A 20,406-nucleotide genomic window follows, 5' to 3' on the forward strand; every position below is an offset into this window, starting at 1 on the left:
GTCAGTCGCCAGATGCCGTGGCTGACCCACCGCGTTCGCGAGCAAGCCCGCTCCCACATTTAGACCTCATTCAGCCTGACCCACCGCTCTTCCCGAGCCGCCACCCGAATCGCCGCCGCCAACCGCTCAACCTCCCAAGCCGCCGCAAAATCCGTCCCGTCACTGCCCTTGCCGGCCAACGCCATCACCAACTCATGCACCTCCAGCGTCTTCAACTCGTTGTACCCCAACTGATGCCCCGGCGCCGGACTGAACGCCGCATACCCTGGCAACGAAGGCCCCGCCAACACCCGCTGAAACCCCTCCTGCCCAACCCGAAACAGCTGCAATTCATTCAACCGTTCCTGATCAAACAACAACGTGCCCCGCGTGCCACTGATCTCAAAACTCAGGTGATTCTTATACCCATGCTTCAGCCAGCTACTGCTCACCGTCCCCCGTGCCCCATTGGCAAACCGCAACAACGCATGCACCTGGTCATCCACCGCAATCTCCCGCAGCGTCTCACTCCCGGCCGTGGCAGGCCGCTGCCCGTGCACCGTTTGCGTATCGGCACACACACTCACCACATCCCCCACCAAATAGCGCGCCATGGACAGTAAATGGCTGCCCAGATCCGCCAACGCACCGCCGGCATGTCCCACCTCACAGCGCCACGACCACGGCGACGCCGAATCCGCCATGAAATCCTCGCTGAACTCCCCCTGAAAACTGATGATCTCCCCCAACTCACCGCGGGCGATCAACTGCCGGGCCAAACCAATCATCGGGTTGTGCTGATAGTTGTAACCCACCCGCGTCACCACCCCGGCCTTGCTCGCCGCATCACGCATCGCGGCCGCCTGCTCCAGGCTCACCGCCAGCGGCTTCTCGCAATACACCGCCTTGCCTGCCGCCAGTGCAGCCATGGCCATGGGGTAGTGCAAATGGTTGGGAGTAGTGATGGCGACAACATCCACCTTGGGATCGTCAATCAACTGCTGCCAGTCGCCATGGGCCTGGGCAAACCCCCAGTCAGCGGCGCAGTGTATTGCGCGCTCGGTATCGGCATCGGCCAGGGCGGCCAGCGTGAGCTTCGCCGGCAGCTCGAACACCGCCCGCGCATTATTGAACGCCAAGGCGTGGGCACGCCCCATAAAGCCTGTACCAATCAGGCCGATTCCGAGTTCGCGCATAGCCGGGTTCCTTCGAATTATTGTATTGAGAAGCCTATTTATGGAATAAATATTCCCAAAACTCAACACATAGAATAAAAATTCATTCCAAGACCCACACCTCACCCCGTGGCGAGGGAGCTTGATCCCGCTGGGCTGCGCAGCGGCCCCAAAAAGCGTAGGAGCGCTGCGCACTCCAGCGGAAGCAAGCCCCCTCACCCCAACAGCCCCCCTCCAGGGATCACCGCCGCTGATAGCACTACATTCAGCACCAACCCAAACCCCTCCAGTTAACAAAACATAACGTAGCGCCGATTGTCAGACGATTCCAAAGCCCGCTAGGATGGCCCAGCTTGCCCAAGGCGCTCTAGATTGCAGGTTTCAGGGCTCCCCACGGCAAGACGACCTAACAATAATAAATGGGAGAAAGGTCTATGAGTGAGCCTGTCATGGGTGTGGTGTTTTTCCGCCCGAAGGCCACGCGCAGGGTCGCATTGCTGGCCACAGCGCTCTCGTTGCTGGGGGTTGTCGCGTTGTCGAAACCGGCCCATGCCGCCACAGAAACCACCGCCGCCGCGGTGTTCGCCATTGACTCCCCCAAGGCCGCCAAAAGCCTGATGATCGACGTGGTCCACGCAGGCAAGCGCCTGGTCGCGGTCGGTGATCGCGGGCACATCCTCTATTCCGACGACCAGGGTGTCACCTGGACCCAAGGCAAAGTCCCCACCCGGCAACTGCTGACCGCCGTGTTTTTTGCCGACGACCAACACGGCTGGGCGGTGGGCCATGACGCACAGATCCTCGCCACCACCGACGGCGGCATGACCTGGACCCAACAATTCCAGGACCTCAAGCGCGAAGCACCGCTGCTCGACGTCTGGTTCAAGGACGCCAGCAACGGCTTTGCCGTGGGTGCCTACGGTGCGCTGATCGAAACCACCGACGGGGGCAAGACCTGGGACGACGTCAGCGACCGCCTCGACAACGAAGACCAATACCACCTCAACGCCATCGCCCAGGTGAAAGACGCCGGGCTGTTTATCGTCGGTGAGCAGGGCAGCATGTTCCGCTCCCATGACGAGGGGCAAACCTGGGAAAAACTCGAAGGCCCCTACGAGGGCTCGCTGTTCGGCGTGATCGGCACCGCCCAGGCGCAGACGCTGTTGGCCTACGGCCTGCGTGGCAACCTGTTCCGCTCCACGGATTTTGGCAGCACCTGGGAGCCGGTGGAGCTGAACGCCACTCGTGGCGCGCTGGAGTTCGGTTTGTCGGGGGCGACCCTGCTGGACGACGGTTCCATCGTGGTAGTGGGCAACGGTGGCAGCGTGGTGGTCAGCCACGACGACGGCCTGACCTTCAGCGTATTCAATCGCCCGGACCGCATTTCGCTGTCGGCGGTCACCGCGGCGGGCAACGGCAACTTGATTCTGGCGGGGCAGGGCGGCGTTCGCGTGGCCAGTCCAACCGGCGCCGAGCCGACAAAACAATAAGAAGGCGGGGACACAATGAGCAGTCATCACAACGACAAGGCCACGTTTCTCGAGCGCCTGATTTTCAATAACCGCCCGGCAGTCATCACGATCTGCCTGCTGGTGAGTATTTTCCTGTTCTGGCAGGCGACGTTGATTCGCCCGTCCACCAGCTTCGAAAAAATGATCCCCCTCCAGCACCCCTTCATCGAGAGGATGATGGAGCACCGCAATGACCTGGCGAACCTGGGCAACACGGTGCGCATTTCGGTGGAGGCCAAGGACGGTGACATCTTCACGAAGGAGTACATGGAGACCCTGCGCCAGATCAACGACGAGGTGTTCTACATCTCCGGCGTCGACCGCTCCGGCCTCAAGTCCCTGTGGAGCCCCAGCGTGCGCTGGACCGAAGTTACCGAAGAAGGCTTTGCCGGCGGTGAAGTGATCCCGCAGAGCTACAACGGCTCGCCGGAAAGCCTCGACCAGTTGCGCAACAACGTGCTGAAGTCCGGGCAGGTCGGGCGGTTGGTGGCCAACGACTTCAAGTCGAGCATCGTCGACATTCCGCTGCTGGAGTCCTATCCGGACCCACAGGACCAGGGCAAGCTGCTGGCCCTGGACTACCGCAAGTTCTCCCATGAGCTCGAAGACAAGATCCGCGACAAGTTCGAAGCGCAGAACCCCAACGTCAAGATCCACATTGTCGGTTTCGCCAAGAAGGTCGGCGACCTGATCGACGGCCTGGTGATGGTGGTGATGTTCTTCGGTATCGCCTTCGTCATCACCCTGGTGCTGCTGCTGTGGTTCACCAACTGCCTGCGCAGTACCGTCGCGGTGTTGAGCACCACGCTGGTGGCGGTGATCTGGCAGCTCGGGTTGATGCATGCCCTGGGTTTCGGGCTGGATCCCTACTCGATGCTCGTGCCGTTCCTGATCTTCGCCATCGGTATTTCCCACGGCGTACAGAAGATCAACGGCATCGCCCTGCAATCCAGTGATGCCGACAACGCCCTGACCGCGGCCCGGCGTACCTTCCGCCAACTGTTCCTGCCGGGCATGATCGCGATCCTCGCCGATGCGGTCGGTTTTATCACCCTCTTGATCATCGATATCGGCGTGATCCGCGAGCTGGCAATCGGTGCTTCGGTGGGGGTGGCGGTCATCGTGTTCACCAACCTGATCCTGCTGCCGGTGGCGATCTCCTATGTCGGCATCAGCAAACGCGCCATCGCCAAGAGCAAGAAGGATGCGCACCGCGAACACCCGTTCTGGCGCCTGCTGTCGAAGTTCGCCAGCCCCAAGGTCGCGCCGGTGTCGATTGCCCTGGCGCTGATCGCCTTTGGTGGCGGCCTCTGGTACAGCCAGAACCTGAAGATCGGTGACCTCGATCAGGGTGCACCGGAACTGCGCCCGGACTCGCGCTACAACAAGGACAACAACTTCATCATCAACAACTACTCCACCAGCTCCGACGTGCTGGTGGTGATGGTCAAGACCCCGCCCGAAGGCTGCTCGCGGTATGAAGCCATGGCGCCCATCGACCAGTTGATGTGGAAGATGCAGAACACCGAGGGCGTGCAGTCGGCCATCTCGCTGGTCACCGTGTCCAAGCAGATGATCAAGGGCATGAACGAGGGCAACCTGAAATGGGAAACCCTGTCGCGCAACCCGGACGTGCTGAACAACTCCATCGCCCGTGCCGATGGCCTGTACAACAACAATTGTTCCCTGGCGCCGGTGCTGGTGTTCCTCAACGACCACAAGGCCGAAACCCTCGACCGCGCAGTGCATGCGGTGCAGGACTTTGCCCAGGAGAACAACAAGGAGGGCCTGGAATTCATCCTCGCCGCCGGTAACGCCGGGATCGAGGCGGCCACCAACGAGGTGATCAAGGAGTCCGAGCTGACCATCCTGATCCTGGTGTACCTGTGCGTGGCCACCATGTGCATGATCACCTTCCGCTCCTGGGCGGCGACCCTGTGCATCGTGCTGCCGCTGGTGCTGACCTCGGTGCTGGGCAACGCGCTGATGGCGTTCATGGGCATCGGTGTCAAGGTCGCGACCTTGCCGGTGGTGGCGCTGGGGGTGGGGATCGGCGTGGACTACGGCATCTACATCTACAGCCGCCTGGAGAGTTTCCTGCGGGCCGGCCTGCCGTTGCAGGAAGCCTATTACCAGACGCTCAAGTCCACCGGTAAAGCCGTGCTGTTCACCGGCCTGTGCCTGGCAATCGGCGTATGCACCTGGATCTTCTCGGCCATCAAGTTCCAGGCCGACATGGGGTTGATGCTGACCTTCATGCTGCTGTGGAACATGTTCGGCGCGCTGTGGCTGCTGCCGGCGCTGGCACGCTTCCTGATCAAGCCCGAGAAGCTGGCGGGGCAGAAGGGCAATTCGCTGTTCGCCCACTGATCCAACGCTGTTTGCCAAAACGCCGTGGCCTGTGCCACGGCGTTTTGCATTGCGCGGGCTTAGGCCGATGCAACGATTTGACCTATCATGAGGTCTTTCCTCTTGATGATTGATGGTTATGACTGCCGACACCGCTACCTTGCCCGACGCTTTTGAAGACTGCCAGATGGTCGAAATCGATGGCCTGCACAGCTTCGATTTCAGCCTGGATGACCAGACGTTATCGATCATCTGCATGGACGGTCGCGTCGAGAAGCGCTGGAGTTTCACCCTGGAGCAAGTCAAGGCGGCGACCTTTGATCAAACCCTGCAAAGCTGGACACTTACCGATGACAAGGGCGAACACCGCCTGGTCTGCATGAGCGGCGTCACCGGCAACAATAATGACGAGGATGAAGCGGATGATGATGCGTAAATTCTGGCCCCTGCTGATGGCCGGCAGCGTAGGCGCAATGTCGGTCCAGGCTGCGCCGGTGGACACCTATGAGTTGCTGGTGGGCAGCTACACCGCCGGCACCAGTGAAGGTATCTACCGCTTGCAGTTCGACAGCCGTACCGGGCAGTTCAACGGCCAGCCGGTGCTCGCCGCCAAGGCGGCCAACCCGTCGTGGCTGACCCTGTCCAAGGACCAGAAGCACCTGTTTGTGGTCAACGAAAACGGCCCGGGCCAAAAAGACCCGGTGGGGCGCGTCAGCAGCTACAGCATCGACCCGAAGAACCATCAACTGACCCTGATCAACCAGGTGCAGAGCCTGGGCAACGAGCCGACCCATTCCAGCCTGGCCAGTGATGGGCGCTATCTGTTCGTGGCCAACTATTCGGTGCTGGAAGATCCGGGAGGAAGCCTCGCGGTGTTGCCGGTAGATGCCCAGGGCAAGCTGTCGCCGCCGGTGCAGTTGAGCGGGCACCCGGCCAGCCGGGTCAACCCGGAGCGTCAGGCGTCCAACCACGTGCATTCGGTGGTGTCTTCGCCGGACGGCAAATACGTGTTTGTCCAGGACCTGGGGGCGGACAAGATCTTTGCCTACCACTACGACCCCAAGGCCAACCATGAACTGCCGCTGACCCCGGCCGACCCTGCGTTTGTGCAATTGCCACCGGGCAGCGGCCCGCGGCACCTGCTGTTCACCGCAGACGGCAAGCACGCGTGGCTGACCACCGAGATGAGCGCGCAAGTGGCGGTGTTCGACTACAACGATGGCAAGCTGACCCAGAAGCAACTGGTCAACTTCGCGGATGGCCAGCCGGTGTCCGACAAGGCCGGTGCTGCACTGCACACCTCAAGCGACGGCAAGTTCCTCTACGTGAGCAACCGTGGCACCGCCAACCAGATGTTGGTGTTTGCCATCGACCCGGCCACTGCGCAGCTCAAAGAGATCCAGCGCCGATCGGTGGAAGGTGACCATCCCCGGGAGTTCGCCCTGGACCCCAGCGGCAAGTTCCTGCTGATCGCCAACCAGAAGAGCAACGAGATTGTGGTCGTCGAGCGCGATCCCAAGACCGGTCTTTTGGGCAAAACCGTGCAGAAACTGGCGATTGATGCCCCCAGCGACCTCAAGTTCCTGGTGCGGCAATAAGCCACAGGCCCCGCAGTGCGGGGCCTGACTTGTTGTATTAATACTATTAATAGCGGCTAGTGTTTCAATGAATTTCTAAGGCTATCCCCTCGGGCGTAAGTTTGGTTCCAAGGCCAACACAGGCCACCAAGCCAACCGAACACAAGGGTTACCGACATGAACTTCAATCTTTTCTCGATCATCGCCGCTTCCGCTGTTTCCGCCACCGTAGCGTTGCCAGCCAGCGCCAGTGTTGAAATCAGTAGCAAAAAAACCAGCACCAGCGCCTACACCCAGAAATACCTGCAACAAAGCGCCAACTTCTATGCAGCGCTGGACCACAAAATCCAGAACTGATCTTGAAGCTGATGAAGATCAAATGTGGGAGCGGGCTTGCTCGCGAAAGCGCCGGGTCAGTCTATACATGGGCTGACTGATACACCGCCTTCGCGAGCAAGCCCGCTCCCACATTTTGTCCTGCGACAGTCTCAGGTTTTTGCCATCACGGCGATGAACAACGGCGATTCCAGGAAGCGTTGCAACCAGCCCTGCAATCGCGGATAGGGCGCCTGGCCAAACCACTCCCGATCCACATGGGCAAACTGCCGCACAAACGGTGCAAGTGCCACATCCGCCAGGCTCAAATGCCCGGCCAGCAAATACTCCCGCTCCGCCAGCAACCCCTCCAGCCTCATCAAAAACACCTCACCCTCGGCCCGATAATGCTCCATCGGATACTCCGGATAGCGCTCGGCATACTTGTATCGATTCAATTGATGTTTGAAGCCCTGATCATTCTCTTCAATCAGCGCCTGCGTCGCCCGATCATCCCCAAGCAACCAACCCTCAGGATCGTTCTGTGCCAGTGCCCAGCGCATGATCGCCAGGCTTTCATCGATCACCCGGCCATCCACGCTCAGCACCGGCACCGTGCCTTTGGGTGACAACGCGAGCATCTCAGCCGGCTTGGCCTTGAGGCTGACCTCGATGATCTGCACCGCCAGCCCTGAATACCGCAGGGCCATCCGCGCCCGCATCGCATAGGGGCAACGGCGGAACGAATACAACACGGCCTCGCTCACTTGACCTCCAGGGTGCTCAAGCCATTGCCCTGGCGCTTGACCTGAATCTGCACCGGAATCCGCTCGTGCATTTCCTGCACATGGGAAATCACCGCGACCTTGCGGCCCTGGGCCTGCAAGCCGTCGAGGGCGTCCATCGCCAGTTGCAGCGACTCGGGGTCGAGACTGCCGAAGCCTTCGTCGATAAACAGCGACTCGATCTTCAACGTGCTCGACGCCATCGACGCCAGGCCCAAGGCCAGCGCCAGCGACACCAGGAACGTCTCGCCGCCGGACAACGAGTGCACCGAACGCAGTTCGTCGCCCATCTCCGTGTCGAGTACCAGCAGGCCGAGCATGCTGCCGCCGCGCTTGAGGCGGTAGCGGCGCACCAGTTGGCGCAGTTGCACGTTGGCGTGGTGCACCAGCAGGTCGAGGTTGTAGGCCTGGGCGATCTTGCGGAAGGTATCGCCGGTGGCCGAACCGATCAGTGCATTCAGGCGTGCCCAGCGTTGCCATTCTTCGTAGGCCTTGGCGATCTCGGCCGCCAAGGCCTGGTTGGCATCCTGGCGGCGCTGGTCGTCGGCCTGTTGGGCGCGCAGTTCGGCGCAGTGTTTTTCGCCAATGATCAGCGCGGCATTGAGTTCGGCCAGGGCGCTGTCCAGTTGCTCGGCGTCGAGGTTGCCGTTGTGCAGCGCCTGGTGATCCTTGAGCCGCTGTTCGCGCTCTTGCAGCAACACCTTGGCCTGCTCGATGGCTTTTTCGCTGTGTTGCAGTTGCTGGCGTAGCTCGGCCACCTGCGGCTCATCGAAGGCCACCAGGCGCGCCAGGCCTTCGTCATCGAGTTCCGGGTGCAACGCGCGCCAGTCGCTCAGGCGCGTAGTGAGGGCCGCGTGTTCGGTTTCCAAAGACTGTTGGCGCTCTTGCAGCGACTTGAGGTCGGCGGCCAGTTGGATCAACTGGTTGCGGGTGTCCTGCAACTGCTGGTTGGCCTCGCTCTCATGCTGGCGAGCCTGCTCGACGGCCTGGTCCAGCTGCTGTTGCCAGTGCTCGGCGCTGGGGCTTTCGCCCAGCAGACCGGCGAGCTTTTCCTCGGCCGCGTGTTGCAGGGCGCTCTGTTCGGCGAGCTGTTTGTGCAAAGTCTCCAGCTGCTGCTGGCGATGTTGCTGGCGGTCCTGCTCTTTCTCGATGGCTTGCTGGCGCTGTAGCTGCTCGGCCAATTCTTCCTTTTGGTTGTCGAGCTGTTCCAGGCGCTGGCTGACCTGCTGGTCGAGCAACATGAAGGTCGCCGCCGGCTCGCTGCGCAGGCCTTCGAGGGTCTCGGTGGGCAGCAGGCTGGCGAAGGCGTTGAGTTCTTCGTCCAGGCGTTCGCGGTCGTTGGACAGTTCCCGTTGCTGGTCGATCAGCAATTGGCGTGCCTGTTGGCTGGCGTCCTGGGCGGCTTGCAGTTGTTGCTGCAAACGCCCGGCGTTCTGTTGCAGGTTGAGCAGGGCGCCCTGGCGTTGCTCGTCCTGGGTGAGGCTTTGGCTGAGCTGGCTCAGTTGCTGGGCGAGCCAGGCATCACGCTTGGCCGCGTCCTGGTTGAACAGCGAGGCCGACAGCGGATGGGCTTCAAGATTCGAGGAAGAGATTTTTTGTTGAGCGGCCAGTTGTTCCTGCTGGCTCAGGAATTCCTTTATTTGGCCGTTCACTCCTCCCAAGTCGCCCCGCAACTCAATGAGTTTGCTGTTGAGGGTGTCGACGGACTTCTGAGCCACGGCTTCTTCATTTTCATCGTGCCGATCCATGCTTTGCAGCAGGGCTTCAGGTTGATGGTATGGATGCTCGTGGCTACCGCAAACCGGGCAAGGCTGATCGTCCTGTAGCTTTGCACGTAATTCTTCGATGCTTTCACTGCGTGCGTGGCGCTGGCGATCTAGCAGTTGCTTGGTGACGGTCAGGGTTTGTTCTGCGGTTGTTAGCTCTGTCTTGGTTTGAAACCCAGACTGTATTAGCGCTTCCCGCTGCTGTTGGGCAACACTTAGTCTCTCGCCCAATGCCTGTAGCTGCTTATCCAGTTGCTGATGGCTGTCCCACAGCCGCGCCAGGTCTTCAAACGCGCGATGTTGCTTGCGGTTGTCCTGGAGCAGGCTGCCGAGCAACTGGATCTGTTCGGCCACTGCATGGGGCTCGGCGCCGGCTTCGTGGTACAGCAGGTCAAGGGCTTCGCGTTGCTCGGTCCATTTTTCACCGAGACGGGTGGCGCGCTCTTCCAGTTGTGGCAGTTCGGCCTGGCCTTTATTGAGGCGATTGCCGATCAGCATCAGCTGTTGCAAGCGGTCGCGGTAGGCGCTCCAGGCCTCGCTCAACGGCGCGAGGGCGGCGCTGCGTTCAAGCTCCGCGGCCAGCCTGTGCAGGCGCTCGGCGACAACTTTCTGCTTGTCGAGCAAGCCGGTCAACGTCGCCTGGCCTTCCGCACAGGCAGCTTCACCCAGCTGTTTCTCTTCGCTGCGTTTGGCCAGTTCGCGGGTCAAGTGGGCGAGGGTGGTTTGCTCCTCGAAGGCCTGGCGCAGCAAGGGCACAGCGTCGGCTTGCTGCTTGAGGGCCTGGGCGAGGGCGGCTTGCACGTCGGCCTGTTGCTGTTGCAGTTGGGTCTGGCGGGTGTGCAACGCGGTTTGTTGCTCAAGGTGCTGCTGGATTTGCGCGGCAAGGGGCTGCAACTGCGTGGTCAGTTCGGCCTGGCGGGCGAAGTGGTGACGTTGCGGCGCCAGTTGTTCCAGGCGGCTGAGGTCCAGGCGCTGCGGGCCCTGGCTTGCCCAGTGTTGCTGGGCCTGTTGCAGTTGCTCGACCGCACTTTGTTGGCGCTCCTGCCACTCCCGCAGTTCCTTCAGCCAGGTGTGCTGCAACTCGAGTTGCTTGAGTTGTGCCTGCTGGGTCTTGAGCTGTTGCTGTGCGGAGGCCAGCTGTTCGTCGAGTTCGGCGCGGGCCTCGGGGGCCAGCGGGGTGACGCCGGTAGCCTGGTCCTGCAGGTGTTTGTGGGCGTCCCGGGCGTCCTTGGCCTTGTCGAAGGCGCGGCGACCGAGCTGGGTGTAGAGCGCAGTGTCGGTGAGCTTTTCCAGCAGTTCGCTGCGCTCGTTGTCGTTGGCCTTGAGGAACGCGCTGAACTCACTTTGCGCGAGCAACACCGCGCGGGTGAACTGCTCGAAGTTCAGGCCCAGGGCCAATTCCAGCTGGGTCTTGTATTCGGTTTTCTGGCTGGCCAGCAGCTGCTCGCTGTCCAGGTCGATCAGGCTTTGCCGGCTGGCTTGCAGCTTGCCGCTGGCCTTGTCCCGGGCACGGTTGGCTTCCCAGCGGGCGCGGTAGCGGCGGCCACTGACGCCGACAAAATCCACTTCGGCATAACCGCCGCCAGTGCCCCGGCGAATCAGGGTGCGTGGGTCACCGATGGAAATATCGGTGTCGGCATCCGGCATTTTTGCCTGGCCGGTATCGCCCAGGCGCGGCACGGCGCCAAACAGCGCCAGGCACAGCGCATCGAGCAAGGTACTTTTGCCGGCGCCGGTGGGCCCGGTAATCGCGAACAGCCCGGCGCTGGCCAGGGGCTCGGCGGTAAAGTCGATTTCAAACGGACCCGCCAAAGAGGCGAGGTTTTTCAGGCGAATGGCGAGGATCTTCATGGCTGTTCGCCCTCCTGTTGCACTTCCTGGAGCAGCACGGCGAAGTCCTTCAGGGTCTGTTCGTCCACTTCACTGCCGTAGCTTTCCTGCCAGGCGCGGCTGAACAATTCCTGGGGCGTGAGCTGGTCGAGTTCGATCAGGCGGTCTTCCTGGCTGTCTTCACGGCCTCCGCTACCTGCGTATTCAGCGGCGATGCGCACCAGGCGCACGGCCTTGCCTTGCAGGGCGTTTTCCACCTGCTGGCGCAGGTCGGGCTGCGGTTCGTCGAGGCGCACCCGCACTTCCAGCCACGGTTGGCGCTGGGTTTCGGCCAGCAGGTCGATGTCGGGCAGGTCGGCCAGTTGCTTGAGGATGTCGGCCAGGGGCGCGGCTTCCAGGCGTTGCAGGTTGACCGAGCGCGGGATCAGGCGGGATTCGACGCTGACCAGGATTTCGCCGTCCAGTTGCACGTCGAGGATCTGGTGCTGGTAGCCGATTTCCGAGAATGACAGCGGAATCGGTGAGCCGCAGTAGCGAATCCGCTCCTCGCCATTCACCCGCTGGGGTTTATGCAAATGGCCGAGGGCCACATAGCTGACGGTGGCATCGAACAGGCTGGCCGGCAGCGCTTCGGCATTGCCGATGATCAGGCTGCGCTCGGAGTCTTCCGACACCGAGCCGCCGGCCATGTGCGCATGGCTGATGGCAACCAGTGCCTGGCCCGGCTGGCGCTTGGCATTGGCGGCAGCAATCAGCCACTCGTGAACCTGGCCGATGCCCCGCAGGTAATCGTCCCCCAGTTGGGCGCCGGTCACTTCGGCCGGGCGCAGGAACGGCAATGCCAGGCACCAGCCGGCAATTTCACCGTCGGCACCGGGCAATGGAATCAGCAGGCGTTCGACATCCAGTTGTCCGTCATCCAGCCACAGCACCCGGCCCAGGGCGTGGGTGCGCAGGCGGCGCATCAACGGCGCCGGCAGTTCGATGCGCGAGCCGGAGTCGTGGTTGCCGGCGATCATCACGATGGTCAGTGCAGGGTTTTGCTCATGGGCGCTGATGATGAAGTCGTACAGCCGCTCCTGGGCCTTGAGTGGCGGGTTGACCGTGTCGAAAATATCGCCGGCGATCAACAGCACGTCAGGGCGATGCAGGCCCAACTGGCCCAGCAGCCAGTCGAGGAAGCAGGTGTGTTCGAAGTCGCGTTCCTGGCCGTGCAGGTTTTGCCCAAGGTGCCAGTCGGAGGTATGAAACAGACGCAAGGCGATCTCCGTAAAAAAGAGGGTGACCGCTCAAGACAAGGTGGCGGTACGCAGAACCGCCAATTCTACTTTGCAAATGAACCTATTGCGCGTACGCCCTGCTTTTTGTGGTGGGGGAGCTTGCTGTGGTGAAGGAGAGTGCTGTGGTGGGGGAGCTTGCTGTGGTGAGGGAGCAAGCTCCCTCACCACAGCAAGCTGTCTCACACTCATTGAGGTGTCTGGCGAAGTTAAACGTCGCGCATCAAAAGGCCGAAACGCAGGTCCATCTCCGCCGGGATCGGCAAATACACCGTATGCCCGTCACCCGGCGCCACCGCGATGGCCTCGCCCTTGGCGTTGTGCAATGAGCCCAGGTCAAAGTGGAAATTCCCCGCCGGGGTCATCAGTTCCAGGTGATTGCCCACGGCAAAACGGTTCTTGACCTTGACCTCGGCCAGTTCGCCGCGCCGTTCACCGGTCAGTTCGCCGACGAACTGCTGGCGTTCGGACACCGAGCTGCCGTTCTGATAGTTCTGATACTCATCGTGCACGTGCCGGCGCAGGAAACCCTCGGTGTAGCCGCGCTGGGCCAGGGATTCGAGGTTGGTCATCAAGCCCCGGTCAAAGTCGCGCCCGGCCACCGCGTCATCAATCGCCTGGCGATATACCTGGGTGGTGCGGGCGCAGTAAAAGTGGGATTTGGTGCGGCCTTCGATCTTCAACGAGTGCACGCCCATGCGCGTCAGCCGCTCGACGTGCTGCACCGCCCGCAGGTCCTTGGCGTTCATGATGTAGGTGCCGTGTTCATCTTCGAAGGCGGGCATCTGTTCGTCGGGGCGATTGGCCTCCTGCAGCAGGAACACCTGGTCGGTGGGCGCACCGAGGCCCAGGGTCGGCTCGGGCGCATAGTGCTGCACGATGTCGCCGGCGGCGTTTTCCACCGCAGGCGTCGCCTGGTATTTCCAGCGGCAGGCGTTGGTGCAGGTGCCCTGGTTGGCATCCCGCTTGTTCATGTAGCCCGACAGCAGGCAGCGCCCGGAATAGGCCATGCACAGCGCACCGTGCACAAACACTTCCAGCTCCATGGCGGGGACTTGCTGGCGAATCTCGTCGATTTCCTCCAGCGACAACTCCCGCGACAGGATGATCCGGCAGATGCCCTGCGCCTGCCAGAATTCGACGCTGGCCCAGTTCACCGTATTGGCCTGCACCGACAGGTGGATCGGCATGTGCGGGAAGTGCCGGCGCACCAGCATGATCAGGCCCGGGTCGGACATGATCAGCGCATCCGGGCCCATGGCGATCACCGGGGCAAGGTCCTTGAGGAAGGTTTTCAGCTTGGCGTTGTGAGGCGCTATGTTGACCACCACATAGAACCGCTTGCCCTGGGCCTGGGCTTCCTGGATGCCGAGGGCGAGGTTGGCGTGGTCGAACTCGTTATTGCGCACCCGCAGGCTGTAGCGCGGTTGCCCGGCGTAGACGGCATCGGCACCGTAGGCAAAGGCATAACGCATGTTTTTCAGGGTGCCGGCGGGGGCGAGCAGTTCGGGGGCGATAACGGGAGGCATGGGTTCGGGTCGCAAAAGGGCGGCAGGGTAGCCGGGCCGGGTGCGCAGTTTATTGATCCAGGTCTAATAAGTAGGGCACTCGCGGGATTTGCAGTGGACTAAACATCAAGGCGCACATGAGCGCCTGGTGTTTTAGACATGGACCGAACATGAACCAAACCAATCTGCAATTCAAAACTCTGCTGTTACTGCTCGCCCTGGTGACCATCGCGTTTATCTGGATTTTGCTGCCGTTCTACGGCGCGGTGTTCTGGGCGGTGATCCTGGGGATCATCTTTGCGCCGATGCAACGGCGCTTCCAGCAACGTTTTGGCTGGAACCGCAATCTCACATCCCTGGCAACCCTGATGGTGTGCCTGATAATCGCGATTCTGCCGGTGATCATCACCAGTGCCTTGCTGGTGCAGGAGGGCGCGACGCTTTACAAGAACGTCGAAAGCGGCAAGCTCGACGTTGCCGGGTATATCGAGCAGTTCAAGAACTTCCTGCCACCGTATTTCCAGCATCTGTTGGACCGCTTCGGCATGGGCAACCTGGAAGGCCTGCGGGAGAAGATCGTCAAGAGTGCGATGCAGGGCAGCCAGTTTTTTGCGACCCAGGCGTTCAGCTTCGGCCAGGGCACGTTTGATTTCCTGGTGAGTTTTTTCATCATGCTGTACTTGCTGTACTTCCTGCTGCGCGATGGCCCCGAGCTGGTGCGCAAGGTGCGCACCGCGGTGCCGCTGGCCGAACCGCAGAAGCGTCGCCTGCAATTGAAGTTCAACCGGGTGGTGCGTGCCACGGTGAAAGGCAACGTGCTGGTAGCGGTCACGCAAGGCGCGTTGGGTGGTTTGATCTTCTGGTTCCTGGACATTCCCAGCGCGCTGCTCTGGGCGGTGTTGATGGCGTTTCTGTCGCTGCTGCCGGCGGTGGGCGCGGGGATTGTGTGGGGGCCGGTGGCGGCGTACTTCCTGCTGAGCGGGTCGATCTGGCAGGGCGTGGTGCTCGGGTTGTTCGGGGTATTTGTGATCGGGCTGGTGGACAATGTGCTAAGGCCCATCCTGGTGGGCAAGGACACCCGCATGCCGGATTACCTGATCCTTATCTCAACCTTGGGTGGCCTGTCGATCTTTGGCTTGAACGGCTTTGTCATCGGGCCACTGATTGCTGCGTTGTTCATGTCCAGCTGGGCGCTGTTTGTGGAAACCAAACCGCGGGTGCAACTGCCTTAGGCATGAAAGCAATGCGCCATTTTGACCGACAGGGCCTGGGCGGCCGGTAGTGAAGTGAGTGGGCCGCTGATGGCTTCGCCATCGCGTACCAGGTACCAGCAGGCGAGTAGACCCAGCTCCCGGAGAGAGGCGGGAACGGCACTGCCGATGACAGACATGATTTGAATAGTGGGCATGATGACCTCCGATACGCTATGGAGGTGACATTACGGTGCGTGGGCCTTCAGGGAAAATCAACCTGCTCGATAGTCGACATCACTGTTATCGAGCGACCCTCAGTCAGTCGACCACCTGGTCGAGCATATGCACCACTTCCTGTTCACTGAGCAGGCCCTTGCGCACCAGGTTTTCCGTCAGCAAGGACAGGAACTTGGCGTTGCGATGGCCTTCCAGGGCCTTGAGCTCCGTCAGTACGCTATAGACCTTGCTCGAGGTGCATAGGCCGGCGGTGCGATGTGGGTTTTGCGTGGGCATGGGCAATCGTCCTTGTTGTTATTGGTCGGACAGTGTTGATAGTGGAAGCCTTTTGAGACACAAACATGACAGCGCAAGCCCCGTTCGGGCAAGCGCCTATTGAGATCAATGATGTGGGATTTGGCCACAGCCATTGTCCTTATAACGACCTTGGCGAGATTTATTCAGACCTGCAGGCCAAAAAAAGGCCCCGCTTTTAGGGCGGAGCCTATTCAGGTGTGTCAGTTGAGGGTTACCAGCCGCGACCGTAATAGCCGTGTGGAGGGCCGTAGTAGCCGCGCGGTGGGCCGTAGTAGACCGGCGCCGGGCGGTAATAAACCTGTTGTTGCACATACACAGGCGGTGGCGGTGCGTAGTAGACCGGCGGCGGAGCGGCATACACCGGCTGCGGCTGGACATACACCGGTTGTTGCACGTAGACCGGCCGCGATTGGCTGGCGACGATCGAGCCGCCTACCACTGCACCAACAACGGCTCCCAGTGCGAGCGGAGCACCCCAACCACCACCGTGGGCGGAGGCCTGTCCTGCCATAGCGAGTGCGCCGATCAGCAAGGCGATCTTGGGGAGTTTACGAATCATGGTCATTCCTCGGTTAGCCCCTGCGCTCATGGTCTGCAATCAATCGACTCAAGGATTGTCGCGGGGATACTTTTAAGACAGCGTATTTCTAAAAAACAGCACAGCCGATAGGTAAAGGTTGTGTAAGGTCTGTATCGGTTGACTTACACAAGTGGCCGGGCACAGTGCGTATGATCCATGAGAACCCGCCGGCGCGGGTATTCCGTCTATCCGAAACCGCCTCTGGAATGGCTTCAAGGAGTTACCGATGCAGATGAACCCCAACAAGGACACCCAACTGTGCATGTCACTGTCGGCGCGCCCAGGGAACTTTGGCCTGCGCTTTCATAACCACCTGTATGAGCAGTTGGGGTTGAATTTCTACTACAAGGCCTTCAGTAGCCAGGACCTGCCGGGCGCCGTCGGTGGCATTCGGGCCTTGGGCATTCGGGGTTGTGGCGTGTCGATGCCGTTCAAGGAAGCCTGTATTGCCCTGGTGGATGAGCTGGACGATTCGGCGCGGGCCATTGCGTCAATCAATACCATCGTCAACACCGACGGGCATTTGAAGGCCTACAACACCGATTACATCGCCATCGAGCAACTGCTGCACAAGCACCAGGTGCCCAAGGACTCGACCTTCGCCCTGCGCGGCAGCGGCGGCATGGCCAAGGCGGTGGCCAGTGCCTTGCGCGATGGCGGCTACGCCAAGGGCGTGATCGTGGCGCGCAATGAAGAAGCGGGCCGGGCGCTGGCCCAGAGCCTGGGGTATGAGTGGCAGGCGCAGTTGGGTGCCTTGCGCCCGCAGATGCTGGTCAACGTGACGCCGATTGGCATGACCGGAGGGGCGGAAGCGGATCAGTTGGCGTTTGAAGCTGACGCGGTTGATGCGGCCGAGACGGTCTTCGATGTGGTGGCGATTCCCTCGGAAACGCCACTGATCCTGCGTGGACGGGCCCAGGGCAAACGAGTGATCACCGGTTTGGAAGTGATCGCCATCCAGGCGTTGGAGCAGTTCGTGCTGTACACCGGCGTGCGGCCGACGGATGAACAGTTTCAGGCGGCGGTGGCATTTGCCCGGAGCTGAGCATCACCGCTGGCGGTGTGGAGAGTGAGCTTGCTGTGGCGAGGGAGCTTGCTTTGGAGAGTGAGTTTTTGTGGCGAGGGAGCTTGCTCCCGCTGGGTTGCGCAGCAGCCCCAAGAAAATGGGAGCGCTACGCACTCCAGCGGGAGCAAGCTCCCTCGCCACAAAAGCTCCATCACCACAGAAGCTCACTCTCCACAAACATTACTCGAGCCGCGAAAGGCGCTCTTCCAGCGCCGCAATCCGCGCTTCCAGCTCTTCGATACGCTCCAGGGAAACCCCACTTCCCGCACCACGCTCCACCGGATTCCCACGCGCCGCCAGGATCGCTTCAATGTCCGCCGGGTCGCCCAGGGCGTGCATGTACCGATCTTCCCGCTGCCCCGACTGACGCGGCACCAACAACGCCAGCCCACGGGCAATCAGGCGTTCCAGTTGATGCACCACCTGCTCGGCGTCTTCAAAGTCATGCATGCGCCCGCTGCGGGTCAGCAGTTCGTTGACCGTCTGCGGCCCCCGCAGGAACAGCAACCCGCTGAGAATCACCTGGGCCGGCACCAGCTCCAGCGCCTTGTCCACCCGATGCTCCCAGCGGTCGGCGCGGCTGCCCATCACCAGCCGGGTAAACCCGCGGCCTTCCAGGGCCCGCAGGCTCTGGCCAACCTGGCCCTGGCTGAGGTTCATCACCGGTTCGCGGCTGGTTTTCTGGTTACAGGCGATCACCAGCGCGTTGAGGGTCAACGGGTAGGTTTCGGGGCTGGTGGCCTGTTTTTCGATCAGGCAGCCAAGGATGCGGATTTCCGTGCTGTTCAGGCGCGGTTCTTCGGAAGTGGTGTCGTGCTCGGTGGTCATCGCGCTTTCCCTAATGCAGTGAGCTCACTAGCCTAATCCTGAAAAAATAAAAGACAAGCGGCGCCGGTGGCCGGCATGTCTATAATCGCGGCTGTTTCAAACCCTGCCACAACTGTCGAGACTGTCATGACTATTTCCCTGTACGCCGCTTCCCTCCCGGTCTTCAAGCAAATGCTCAACGCCCTGAGCGATGTGCTGAACAAGGCCGAGGCCCACGCCACCGCCAAGAACATCGACCCGAACGCCTTCCTGCAGGCACGCCTGTACCCGGACATGTTCCCGCTGGTGCGCCAGGTGCAGATCGCCGTCGACTTCGCCAAAGGCGTTTCTGCCCGCCTGGCTGAAATCGAAGTTCCGAAATACGACGATACAGAAGTCACCTTCGCCGACCTGCAAGCGCTGATCGCCAAGGTCCTGGCGTTTATCGACACCATCACCCCGGCCCAGGTCGACGGTAAAGAAGGCATCGAGATCATCACTCGCCCTGGCACGCCGAAAGAGAAGCGCTTCAGCGGCCAGTCGTACCTGCTGAGCTACGGCCTGCCGCAGTTCTTCTTCCACGTCACCACCGCTTACGCCTTGCTGCGTCACAACGGCGTGGAAGTGGGCAAGCGCGACTACATGGGCGCGTTCTAAGCCTTGTAATAAAAAGCCCGGGGCGGTTCATTCACGAACCGCCCCGGGCTTTTTTGTGCGCGCAAGGTCTACGCGGCTTGTTCTTCCTTGCCCAGGCACGCGGCAGCGGTGAACAACACATCGGTGGACGAGTTCAGTGCGGTCTCCGCCGAGTCCTGCAACACGCCGATGATGAAGCCCACGGCCACCACCTGCATGGCGATTTCGCTGGGAATGCCGAACAGGCTGCACGCCAGCGGGATCAACAGCAGCGAGCCCCCGGCAACCCCCGACGCGCCGCAGGCACACACCGCCGCGACCACGCTGAGCAGCACGGCGGTGGGGATGTCCACGGCAATGCCCAGGGTGTGCACGGCGGCCAGGGTCAGCACGGTGATGGTGATGGCAGCGCCGGCCATATTGATGGTGGCGCCCAGCGGGATCGATACCGAGTACGTGTCTTCATGCAGGCCCAGGCGCTTGCTCAACGCCAGGTTGACCGGAATGTTGGCCGCCGAACTGCGGGTGAAAAACGCGGTGATCCCGCTTTCCCGCAGGCACATCAGCACCAGCGGGTAAGGGTTGCGGCGCAGCTTCCAGAACACGATGGCCGGGTTGATCACCAGCGCGACGAACAGCATGCAGCCGATCAACACCAGCAGCAGGTGTGCGTAGCCCAGCAGGGCGCCGAAGCCGGACGTGGCGAGTGTCGAGGCCACCAGGCCGAAAATCCCCAGGGGCGCGAAGCGGATCACCATGCGCACGATCAGCGTGACGCCGTTGGACAGGTCCCCCAGCACGGTGCGGGTGGTGTCGCTGGCATGGCGAATGGCGATGCCCATGCCGATGGCCCACGCCAGGATACCGATGAAATTGGCGTTCATCAGCGCGTTGACCGGGTTGTCCACCACGCTCAGCAACAGGCTTTGCAACACATCACCGATACCGCCGGGAGGGCTGACGGCCACATCGTGGGTGGCCAGCACCAGCGAGGAGGGGAACAGCGTGCTGGCGATCACCGCGACCACGGCGGCAGCGAACGTGCCCAGCAGGTACAGGAACAGGATCGGGCGGATATGGGTTTCCTGGCCGTGCTTGTGGCTGGCAATCGAGGCCATCACCAGCACAAATACCAGGATGGGCGCGACGGCCTTGAGCGCCGAGACAAAGACCTTGCCAATAAACCCGGTGGCTTGTGCGACGTCGGGCAACAGCAGGGCCAACAGGATACCGGCGATCAGGCCGATGACAATTTGGGTGACCAGGCTGATAGACATCAGGCGTTGAAAGAGGGAAGGGGCAGCAGTCATAAAAAGGTTGTCTCTGGTTTTTTTAATAGATGCAGCTAGGCAGCATGAATCTGGCAGGGGCGAAGTCTAACATCTGTAGGAAACGTCTAATCCGGGTGCGGCGTTCCGTCACCACGATGGGACACATTCTGTTAACATTGCCCATCCTCTTATTTCTTCTCTATCAGCGGGCCCTCCGGGCTGTCGTTGATGTCGCTGTTTTCTGGAG

General features: G+C 61.3%; 18 protein-coding genes. 8 read left to right on the forward strand and 10 right to left on the reverse strand.

Annotated elements, in window-relative coordinates; all coding sequences use genetic code 11:
* Positions 1 to 59 precede the first annotated feature (59 nt).
* Positions 60 to 1,175: a Gfo/Idh/MocA family protein gene (locus HX814_RS00325; protein WP_177009767.1), complete on the reverse strand. Its 1,116-nt coding sequence runs from the start codon at positions 1,173 to 1,175 to the stop codon at positions 60 to 62.
* Between the two features lie 428 nt (positions 1,176 to 1,603).
* Here HX814_RS00325 and HX814_RS00330 point away from each other — a divergent pair, with 428 nt between their 5' ends.
* The 5 genes from HX814_RS00330 to HX814_RS00350 all read left to right on the forward strand — a co-directional run bounded on the left by HX814_RS00330 (position 1,604) and on the right by HX814_RS00350 (position 6,948).
* A complete protein-coding gene (locus HX814_RS00330; RefSeq protein ID WP_256344144.1) occupies positions 1,604 to 2,644 on the forward strand; it encodes a YCF48-related protein in 1,041 nt (346 codons plus the stop codon).
* Between the two features lie 15 nt (positions 2,645 to 2,659).
* On the forward strand, positions 2,660 to 5,035 hold the full coding sequence (locus tag HX814_RS00335; RefSeq protein WP_177009765.1) for an RND family transporter: 2,376 nt from the start codon (positions 2,660 to 2,662) through the stop codon (positions 5,033 to 5,035).
* A 118-nt stretch (positions 5,036 to 5,153) separates the two neighbouring features.
* Positions 5,154 to 5,450 (forward strand): DUF5629 family protein, encoded by a 297-nt coding sequence (locus HX814_RS00340; protein ID WP_003211207.1) that lies wholly within the window; start codon positions 5,154 to 5,156, stop codon positions 5,448 to 5,450.
* Positions 5,437 to 6,612, forward strand: coding sequence for a lactonase family protein (locus tag HX814_RS00345; protein WP_003211210.1), 1,176 nt, complete (start codon positions 5,437 to 5,439; stop codon positions 6,610 to 6,612). Before HX814_RS00340 ends, HX814_RS00345 begins: the two co-directional genes overlap by 14 nt.
* Before the next feature lie 156 nt (positions 6,613 to 6,768).
* Positions 6,769 to 6,948, forward strand: coding sequence for a hypothetical protein (locus tag HX814_RS00350; protein WP_003211212.1), 180 nt, complete (start codon positions 6,769 to 6,771; stop codon positions 6,946 to 6,948).
* A 131-nt stretch (positions 6,949 to 7,079) separates the two neighbouring features.
* On the opposite strand, the gene HX814_RS00355 is transcribed toward HX814_RS00350, so the two are convergent.
* From HX814_RS00355 to yegQ, 4 genes are all read right to left on the reverse strand, one after another.
* Positions 7,080 to 7,673: a glutathione S-transferase gene (locus tag HX814_RS00355; protein ID WP_177009764.1), complete on the reverse strand. Its 594-nt coding sequence runs from the start codon at positions 7,671 to 7,673 to the stop codon at positions 7,080 to 7,082.
* The gene (locus HX814_RS00360) at positions 7,670 to 11,308 is read right to left on the reverse strand and encodes an AAA family ATPase (protein ID WP_177009763.1); all 3,639 of its coding nucleotides are present in this window, start codon (positions 11,306 to 11,308) and stop codon (positions 7,670 to 7,672) included. Before HX814_RS00360 ends, HX814_RS00355 begins: the two co-directional genes overlap by 4 nt.
* The gene (locus HX814_RS00365; protein ID WP_177009762.1) at positions 11,305 to 12,546 is read right to left on the reverse strand and encodes an exonuclease SbcCD subunit D C-terminal domain-containing protein; all 1,242 of its coding nucleotides are present in this window, start codon (positions 12,544 to 12,546) and stop codon (positions 11,305 to 11,307) included. The genes HX814_RS00360 and HX814_RS00365 overlap by 4 nt, the downstream gene beginning before the upstream one ends.
* Before the next feature lie 227 nt (positions 12,547 to 12,773).
* Positions 12,774 to 14,093, reverse strand: a complete 1,320-nt coding sequence (gene yegQ, locus HX814_RS00370) for a tRNA 5-hydroxyuridine modification protein YegQ (protein WP_008435935.1) — start codon at positions 14,091 to 14,093, stop codon at positions 12,774 to 12,776.
* 149 nt (positions 14,094 to 14,242) lie between these two features.
* On the opposite strand from yegQ, the gene HX814_RS00375 reads away from it, so the two are divergent.
* Positions 14,243 to 15,304 carry an AI-2E family transporter gene (locus tag HX814_RS00375; protein WP_177009761.1) on the forward strand — a complete coding sequence of 354 codons (1,062 nt, stop codon included), beginning with the start codon at positions 14,243 to 14,245 and terminating at the stop codon, positions 15,302 to 15,304.
* On the opposite strand, the gene HX814_RS00380 is transcribed toward HX814_RS00375, so the two are convergent.
* The 3 genes from HX814_RS00380 to HX814_RS00390 all read right to left on the reverse strand — a co-directional run bounded on the left by HX814_RS00380 (position 15,301) and on the right by HX814_RS00390 (position 16,364).
* Positions 15,301 to 15,480: a hypothetical protein gene (locus HX814_RS00380; RefSeq protein WP_003211225.1), complete on the reverse strand. Its 180-nt coding sequence runs from the start codon at positions 15,478 to 15,480 to the stop codon at positions 15,301 to 15,303. The two genes, HX814_RS00375 and HX814_RS00380, sit on opposite strands and share 4 nt — an antisense overlap.
* Positions 15,481 to 15,583: 103 nt before the next feature.
* A complete protein-coding gene (locus tag HX814_RS00385) occupies positions 15,584 to 15,778 on the reverse strand; it encodes a hypothetical protein (protein WP_003211226.1) in 195 nt (64 codons plus the stop codon).
* A gap of 232 nt (positions 15,779 to 16,010) precedes the next feature.
* Positions 16,011 to 16,364 (reverse strand): hypothetical protein, encoded by a 354-nt coding sequence (locus tag HX814_RS00390; protein WP_008435927.1) that lies wholly within the window; start codon positions 16,362 to 16,364, stop codon positions 16,011 to 16,013.
* A 241-nt stretch (positions 16,365 to 16,605) separates the two neighbouring features.
* Here HX814_RS00390 and HX814_RS00395 point away from each other — a divergent pair, with 241 nt between their 5' ends.
* Complete coding sequence (locus tag HX814_RS00395; RefSeq protein ID WP_003211230.1) at positions 16,606 to 17,424, forward strand: shikimate 5-dehydrogenase; 819 nt, start codon at positions 16,606 to 16,608, stop codon at positions 17,422 to 17,424.
* A gap of 201 nt (positions 17,425 to 17,625) precedes the next feature.
* Here the strand turns inward: HX814_RS00395 and HX814_RS00400 are convergent, their stop codons facing one another.
* A complete protein-coding gene (locus HX814_RS00400; protein ID WP_003211232.1) occupies positions 17,626 to 18,273 on the reverse strand; it encodes a YceH family protein in 648 nt (215 codons plus the stop codon).
* Between the two features lie 126 nt (positions 18,274 to 18,399).
* On the opposite strand from HX814_RS00400, the gene HX814_RS00405 reads away from it, so the two are divergent.
* Complete coding sequence (locus HX814_RS00405) at positions 18,400 to 18,909, forward strand: DUF1993 family protein (RefSeq protein WP_003211233.1); 510 nt, start codon at positions 18,400 to 18,402, stop codon at positions 18,907 to 18,909.
* A gap of 68 nt (positions 18,910 to 18,977) precedes the next feature.
* On the opposite strand, the gene sstT is transcribed toward HX814_RS00405, so the two are convergent.
* The gene (sstT, locus tag HX814_RS00410; protein ID WP_087694103.1) at positions 18,978 to 20,198 is read right to left on the reverse strand and encodes a serine/threonine transporter SstT; all 1,221 of its coding nucleotides are present in this window, start codon (positions 20,196 to 20,198) and stop codon (positions 18,978 to 18,980) included.
* Positions 20,199 to 20,406: the final 208 nt, after the last annotated feature.

This window comes from Pseudomonas sp. C8002, from assembly GCF_013385765.1.
In the GTDB taxonomy this organism is placed as follows: domain Bacteria; phylum Pseudomonadota; class Gammaproteobacteria; order Pseudomonadales; family Pseudomonadaceae; genus Aquipseudomonas.